The organism is Pseudomonas sp. YL2 (assembly GCF_023063025.1).
Lineage (GTDB): Bacteria > Pseudomonadota > Gammaproteobacteria > Pseudomonadales > Pseudomonadaceae > Aquipseudomonas > Aquipseudomonas putida_A.
Genome location: NZ_JAJSLU010000018.1, coordinates 1 through 7,206, shown reverse-complemented (window position 1 = coordinate 7,206; position 7,206 = coordinate 1). Strand labels below are relative to the sequence as shown.

The 7,206-nt window shown below is 56.9% G+C and carries 8 protein-coding genes; 5 read left to right on the top strand and 3 right to left on the bottom strand.

The window, feature by feature from the left end:
* Window positions 1-319: 319 nt before the first annotated feature.
* Together LVD08_RS22105 and LVD08_RS22100 are read right to left on the bottom strand one after the other, a co-directional pair.
* Entirely contained in the window at window positions 320-1,135 is an 816-nt protein-coding gene (locus LVD08_RS22105) for an aminoglycoside phosphotransferase family protein (RefSeq protein ID WP_247269314.1), read from the bottom strand.
* Window positions 1,125-1,613 (bottom strand): SRPBCC family protein, encoded by a 489-nt coding sequence (locus LVD08_RS22100; RefSeq protein WP_247269262.1) that lies wholly within the window; start codon window positions 1,611-1,613, stop codon window positions 1,125-1,127. The genes LVD08_RS22105 and LVD08_RS22100 overlap by 11 nt, the downstream gene beginning before the upstream one ends.
* Before the next feature lie 197 nt (window positions 1,614-1,810).
* On the opposite strand from LVD08_RS22100, the gene LVD08_RS22095 reads away from it, so the two are divergent.
* From LVD08_RS22095 to LVD08_RS22075, 5 genes are all read left to right on the top strand, one after another.
* Window positions 1,811-2,731 carry an ADP-ribosylglycohydrolase family protein gene (locus tag LVD08_RS22095; protein ID WP_247269261.1) on the top strand — a complete coding sequence of 307 codons (921 nt, stop codon included), beginning with the start codon at window positions 1,811-1,813 and terminating at the stop codon, window positions 2,729-2,731.
* Between the two features lie 56 nt (window positions 2,732-2,787).
* Complete coding sequence (locus LVD08_RS22090) at window positions 2,788-3,192, top strand: lysozyme inhibitor LprI family protein (protein WP_247269260.1); 405 nt, start codon at window positions 2,788-2,790, stop codon at window positions 3,190-3,192.
* 220 nt (window positions 3,193-3,412) lie between these two features.
* On the top strand, window positions 3,413-4,018 hold the full coding sequence (locus LVD08_RS22085) for a DUF2975 domain-containing protein (protein ID WP_096797189.1): 606 nt from the start codon (window positions 3,413-3,415) through the stop codon (window positions 4,016-4,018).
* A gap of 9 nt (window positions 4,019-4,027) precedes the next feature.
* Window positions 4,028-4,234: a helix-turn-helix domain-containing protein gene (locus LVD08_RS22080; protein WP_003226632.1), complete on the top strand. Its 207-nt coding sequence runs from the start codon at window positions 4,028-4,030 to the stop codon at window positions 4,232-4,234.
* 78 nt (window positions 4,235-4,312) lie between these two features.
* Window positions 4,313-4,984: a hypothetical protein gene (locus LVD08_RS22075; RefSeq protein WP_096797190.1), complete on the top strand. Its 672-nt coding sequence runs from the start codon at window positions 4,313-4,315 to the stop codon at window positions 4,982-4,984.
* 68 nt (window positions 4,985-5,052) lie between these two features.
* On the opposite strand, the gene mrdA is transcribed toward LVD08_RS22075, so the two are convergent.
* Window positions 5,053-6,945: a penicillin-binding protein 2 gene (gene mrdA / locus LVD08_RS22070; protein WP_150369307.1), complete on the bottom strand. Its 1,893-nt coding sequence runs from the start codon at window positions 6,943-6,945 to the stop codon at window positions 5,053-5,055.
* Window positions 6,946-7,206: the final 261 nt, after the last annotated feature.

The following is a 7,206-nucleotide window of genomic DNA, read 5'->3' as shown; positions in this document are numbered from 1 at the left end:
TGCCGCAGGCTGCGATCTTTTGATTTTGGCTTTCAAAAGCAAGATCAAAAGATCGTAGCCTGCGGCAGCTCCTACAGGGTGATGTACTTTTCTACAGGCGAAAAAAAACCCGCCGAAGCGGGTTTTTCCCAAGACCATTATCGACTCCCTGTCGGCAGCGATCCTTGCTATGGTCGATCATCCGTGATCCTGAAACACTCCCTGTGTCTCAGTTGATGGGTGTAGATTACGCCGTGGATCCAATCGGCAATAGTCGCAAAAGCTACCACCGCGTGTAAGACATTCGCTATAGAAGCCCTTCCGAAAACCCTTAGCCCTCTCAGTCATCCAGCAGGCAAGCGGCGATTTGCGCGACCTGCAGCTGTTGGGCAGCCTGTTGCTGCGCATCGTCCTCCAAGAACCAGGCGGCCGACAATCCGGCAAACGCCAGCACCCATTGCAGCAAGCGTCGACGATCAAGCCCGGACGCCTCGACGATCACCTCAACCTGCCGGCGCAATCGCTGTGAATCGCCAGCCGTCGGCAAGTCCGGGTTGCAGATCAGGTTGGCGTAGTCATAACCGCGCTCGCCGCGTACTCGTTTGGGATCAATAGCGAGCCAGCCGTGTGCAGCGAAATCGAGAACGTTGTCGTGGTGCATGTCACCGTGCAGCACCACCACGTTCTGCGGATCTGCGAGCAAGGCTTCAGCCGTTTGCAGGCTCAGGGCATAGGTCCCGCCATGTTCGGCCGCGACGCGCAGCGAGGCGAACCACGGTGCCAGCTCCACCAGCGGCGGTGGCGGCGTCGGGCGCGGCGCATGCAAGCGCGCTAGTGTCGTGCACATGATCTGCGTGGCTTCGTCGTCTTCACCGTTGAGCGCCATGTGCATCAACGAACGCCGGCCCATGGCCCGTTCCAGCAACAAACCTTCCTCATGATGGGCCAGCACCTGCGCTGCGCCCTCACCGTTCCACCAAGTCATCAGTCGATTGCCGAATTGCTCGTCGGTATCCAGCGCAACCTTGAGCATGGCCGGCGTGTCGCCAAAACGCACCGGCAACAGACGGCTGCCGGGGGTGATGATCGGCTCACCGTCCGGTACCAGCGCCCAGCGTTGCAACCAGGGTTCGAAGATTGCGCAGTCAGTCACCATCACGCTCGCGGGTCTTGGCGCTTTCGGCGAGAAACTGTTCAAGTCGACTCAGCTGTTCCTCCCAGCCACGGCTGTCCATGTAATACGCCTCCTTCTGCCGCACGTCGGGAATGTGCGCGAAGCCGGACTCGGACACTTTGAGCAAAGTGCCGCCCTCGTAATCCTGCAGCTCGAACTTGACCAGCGTCGTCGGCTCCTGTGAATAGTCGATCTGTGGATTGACCGCGTACGGGTGCCAGCGAAACGAAAACAACTGCTGTGGCTCGACCCGCTCGACGAGCACGTTCCACAACACGTGTTCATAACCAGGATACGTGACCTGCCCTTGCGTCCATTCCCCGGCAATGAACCGCCTGCCCTCCAGCGCCACACCAAACCACTGGCCAAACGCCTCGGCATCGACCAATGCGCGCCAGACATAAGAACGCGATGCCTTGAGCATGATTTTGCGTTCGAAACTATTGGGTACCGGTTTCATAAGTCACCTCCTGTTTTGAACAGTAGGCTTGTATGACCACATGTCCAACCTGAAGTTGTATCAAAGAGCTGCACCTGTTCATTCCGAAGGAAACATTCGGCGGCATTTCCGATCGTTGAATGCGTGAATGACTGACGCAACCCTCCCGCTGAACCTGTTACCTTTTCCAGCGAAATGGAAACAAACAAGGACGAAGCATGCAGCCATCTCTATCCGAACGTTATCGCGGCGCTCTGCTCGGTCTCGCTTGCGGCGACGCCGTCGGCACCACGGTGGAGTTCAAGCCACGAGGCTCATTCCAGCCGCTGACGGACATGGTCGGCGGTGGCCCCTTTCACTTGAAGCCCGGGCAATGGACGGATGACACCTCGATGGCGCTGTGCCTGGCGGAGAGTCTTCTGAGCAAAAACACATTCGATGCGGCGGACCAGATGGGACGCTATCTGAACTGGTGGCGGTGGGGATATCTCAGCTCGACGGGGGATTGTTTCGATATTGGCATGACCGTCAGTCAGGCACTGTCGCAGTATCAGCAAACCGGTCAGCCCTTTGCCGGGTCAACCGACCCGTTTACCGCCGGCAACGGCTCGCTCATGCGTTTGGCGCCGGTGGTGCTGTTTTTCTTCCCTGACGTCCAGCAGATCCGCAATTTCGCCAGCGACAGTTCGCGGACAACCCACGCGGCCCCTGAAGCCATCGAATGCTGTCAATTGTTTGCCGAACTGATCGCCAACGCGCTGTTCGGCACCTGCAAGAGCGAACTGTGCAGGCTGCCGCGCTCAGCTTTCACTGAGCCTAAAGTTGCCGCGATTGCTCGAGGAGATTATCTGGCCAAATCAGTCAATGATATCCGTGGCAGCGGCTACAGCGTTGAGTCGTTGGAAGCCGCGCTGTGGTGTTTTCATCACACCGACAGTTTTACAGCGGCGATTCTGCAAGCCGCCAACCTCGGCGATGATGCGGACACCACTGCCGCGATCGTCGGTCAATTGGCCGGGGCCTATTATGGCGTTCGGGCGATTCCTGCCCACTGGCTGGAAATGCTTCATGACGGCGAGGAGATAGCAGCCACTGCGGATCGCCTGCTCGAAGCCTCCCGACTGCGCGTTCCTGAATAGAAACACCATAGCCGCTAAACTGCTCTGCACCTTCATCCGACACAGTGAGATTAACCATGCTCCCACGCCTGCTCCTGGCCCTGACACCCGTCCTGTTCACGCCTCTCGCCCACGCCGCCGTCGACTGCGCCAACGCCAGCGATCAGGGCACCATGAACCAGTGCGCCGGGCAGGAATTCAAGGCAGCGGACAAGGAGCTGAACGCGGTGTATCAGCAGATCACTAATCGTTTGAAGGACAACGCCGACAGCAAAAAGCTTCTGGTGAGCGCGCAGCGGGCGTGGATCGGCTTTCGTGATGCCGAGTGCAAGTTTTCCGCGTCCGGTGTGGACGGCGGGAGTGTTTATCCATTGATTTACAGCAATTGCCTGACCGAGGTGACCAAGGTGCGGGTCGAGGCGCTGAAGCAGTATTTGAAGTGTCAGGAAGGTGACATGAGTTGCCCGGTGCCAGGGGCCTGATGTTGCAGGGGTTTCAGTCTCGCCGACAGGGTTGTTGATTCCACACTTGGAGCACCTGTCGGCGCGTTGGCCAGCCTACCGACTCCCCGCACCATTGCGAGCGACCATGCGGAGCCGGATCAGAAGAGGATACCAAAACAACAAAATCAAAATTAATTATTGTTATTAGATAATTTATCATCGAGAATTCGCTACCAAATTGTAGCAACCAGGAATTTTCATGAGTACTCACATCAACGGATTGGCGCTGCAGCGCATGCATTGGATCGGGCTGCTGGCAGCAATTCTCGTCTGGGTTCTGGGGGTAACGGAGGTCGGCGGCAACGCAACGATCTGGTTCTTCAAAAAGGATGAAATGCTGGCGGGCCTGCTCTATGCCTTTGCTGAGGGCTCGCCGCAATTGCTTGACCCGTTTGTCGAAGGCGCACTGCTTGATCCCGACACCTGGCTGTCATCAACGGTCACGGTGCTGATCGTCTTTCTGGATTTCCTGCCCGTGGTCCTGTCGGCTTACGCGTTATGGCTGACCGGTTTGTTTTTTCTGCGCTTGTCGCGCGGCGAAACCTGGACCGACCGCAACATCAGGGTCCTCTGGCGAGTAGGCGTACTCTGCATCGTTTCTCCGGCAACCTACCCTTTAATAGAGACCTTGCAAGGTCTGGCGTTGTCGATAGATCTGCCGCCGGGGGATCGGATCTTCCAGTTCTCTATCGGAATGTCTTCCGCTTCTGCCTACGAAATAATCAAAGGCGTATTACTCTGTATTTTTTCAATTATCATGCGTGACGCAAAAGTACTCAGCGATGAGCAAAGCCAATACATATAGAACAATATAATGACCATTATTGTCCGCCTTGACGTAGTCATGGCCACGCAAAAAATTCGTTCAAAAGAGTTAGCCGCCCTGCTCGGGATCACTGAGGCGAATCTGTCATTGCTCAAAAACGGCAAAGTCAAAGGCGTGAAGATGGCAACTCTGGACAAGCTCTGCGCTGCGCTCGATTGCCAGCCGGGCGATCTGCTGGAATACCAGAAAGACTAGCCCGCTGGCGGCGGTTTATTTATCGCCCCCTCATACGTTTAACTTTTATTCAATCCTTAGTTGCAAGGCGTCTTTGTCATGTTCCGTTATTTGTTCTGCGTCCTATTAATGCTGACCGCGTTGCTTGGCGGCTGCGCCACGCAAATAGACGTAGCACTCAACGCAATACCTGATCCGGACTATCAGTTCGATCGAAAGGCAACCGTGCTGGTGACCTCGGCCAACGGCGCCGATGAGAACGCACTGAATGCCCGCTACTATCTTCGCGACATGGTCAACGCACTGAAAGACAGAGGCTTTCAGGAGGTTTATACCGACGCCAGCCTGCCCAGGAATCACGCGCCGATCAAAATGACCGTCACTCTCGATATCGGCAGCCGGCAAGTGTCTTATCGCTATACCGCCACCGACTATGGGCAAGTTCCAACCAGCACTACGACCGTGTGCAAGAACGCCAAGAAGAAAGATGACCGACTGACCTGCACCAGTAAGCCCAATACAACCTATGGCCCGGTGGGAACGTCAGAGCGTATCGGCTACACCACCCTCAGTACCTTCACTGTCACCGCCCGGGATGAGGCGAGTAAGCGCACGGTGTATCTGCTGCGGGCGTCGTCTTATAACGAGGACTGTCAGGCCGCCAAGGTCGAAGCGTTTCTGGTCGAGCAAGGCCTGCAGAACCTGAACTTCCAGGACCGCATGCAACGCAACTACAGCGTCACGATGCCCGAGGGTTACAGCTGCAAGTAGTCAGTTGCCCAAACGTGAGAGCTTCACAGCTCAGCCGGCGTGAGGCGGTGCTGTGAAGCTGACTCGGGTTAGACGTGGGGATCACCCGGCGGCTTGGCCGGCGCCGCGTATTGCGGCTTGAGGTGGCCGTCCTGGTCCAGCAACCAGGCGTCCATGATCTGCCGCACCACAGGGCCGGCCACTCGACCACCGGCCTCACCGTTTTCGATCATCACCGAGATGGCGATCTTCGGGTGCTCCGCCGGAGCGAAACCAACGAACAAGGCGTTGTCGCGATGACGTTCGAGGGTTTTCTCCCGGTTGTAGCGCTCGCCTTGCTTGATCGCTACCACTTGCGCGGTACCACTCTTACCGGCAATGCGATACTGCGCACCTGCCGCTGCGGCGCGCGCGATACCCCGGGCATCGTGCATCACCATCTGCATCCCGTGGTTGACCTGATCCCAGTCACGCGGGTTTTTAAGCAGGATATTCGGCATCGGGTGCTCGTCGACCGGCGCCACACCATCGACCGTCTTCGCCAAGTGCGGACGATTCCATACGCCCTTGTTGGCAATCAGTGCGGTAGCCTGAGCCAGTTGCAACGGCGTAACCTGCATATAACCCTGGCCGATACCCAGAATCACCGTTTCCCCAGGGAACCACGCCTGACGACGTGTGGCACGTTTCCAGGCCTGAGATGGCATCAAACCGGGCGACTCTTCGAACATGTCCAGCGAGACTTTTTCGCCGAGGCCGAACATCGCCATATAGTCGTGCAGACGATCGATGCCGAGCTTGTGTGCCAGGTCGTAGAAGTAGGTGTCGTTGGAGCGCATGATCGCCGCGTCCATGTCCACCCAGCCATCGCCACTGTGGTTCCAGTTGCGGTACTTGTGATCGAAATCCGGGAGTTGGTAGTAGCCTGGGTCGAAGACGCGGGTCTGCGGCGTCACGACACCGGCATCGAGGCCGGCGATTGCCACTTCCGGCTTGATGGTCGAACCCGGCGCATAAAGGCCGCGCAACACACGGTTGAACAGCGGGCGGTCGATGGAATCGCGTAGCGCCGAGTATTCCTTGGAGCTGATGCCAGTGACGAACAGGTTCGGGTCGAAACTCGGATTGCTGACCATGGCCAGCACTTCACCGGTGGACGGGTCTAGAGCCACCACCGAGCCACGTCGGTCGCCCAGTGCGGCTTCGGCAGCCTCCTGCAGTTTGACGTCGAGACTTAGAACGATGTTTTTGCCAGGCACCGGATCGGTGTGCTTGAGCACGCGTAGCACCCGGCCTTGGGCGTTGGTCTCAACCTCTTCATAACCGACGTGGCCATGCAGCTGCGCTTCATAGAAGCGTTCAATGCCGGTTTTACCGATTGATTGTGTGCCGCGGTACTCTACCGAATCGAGGGTCTTGGACTCTTTTTCGTTGATCCGGCCAACGTAGCCGATCGAATGCGCGAAGTGCGCCCCCAACGGGTAATGCCGAACGAACTGCGGCTCGACATCAAGGCCCGGCAGACGGAACTCGTTAACCGCCAACACGGCGATTTGTTCCTCCGTCAGCTCGTAGAACAGTGTCACCGGGGTGAATGGGTGACGGGACTGCTTCAGGGCCTTATCGAAAACCGTACGATCTTCGGCGGGTAAATGCAGCAGATTAATTACCTCGTCCAGCTCCTGATTAACATCAGTGGCGCGTTCGCGGGTAATGATCAGGTTGTAACTGGGACGGTTATCAGCGAGCAGCACACCATTGCGATCGTAGATCAGGCCTCTTGTCGGCGGAATCGGCAAGACGTGCACGCGGTTGTTTTCAGAGATGGTCGAGTGGTAGTCGTATTCAACCACTTGCAGGATGTACAGGCGTACCACCAGAGCGCAACTGATGGCAAAGACGAACAGAGCGCAGGCGATCAACCGCTTGTTGACCAGACGCGTCTCTTTTTCGTGATCCTTGATCGGGATGGGTTCAGGCATTTCTACAGCAACTCTTTGACATAAATTGAGTGCCGATCCGTGGGCATGACATCAGTCCGTTAAAAAACGAGCTGCACCATACCAAAAACCGAGTGGTCACTTCAGAAGGATTTTCCCTAATGGCAGTCCCGGCGACGGTTGGAACTCTCGTGCCGTCTGACTCTGGCGAGAGAAGCACTTTCCTGCGGGCAAAACAAAACCCCAACTGCTTTCGCAATTGGGGTTTCGGAATTTAATCTTGACGATGACCTACTCTCACAT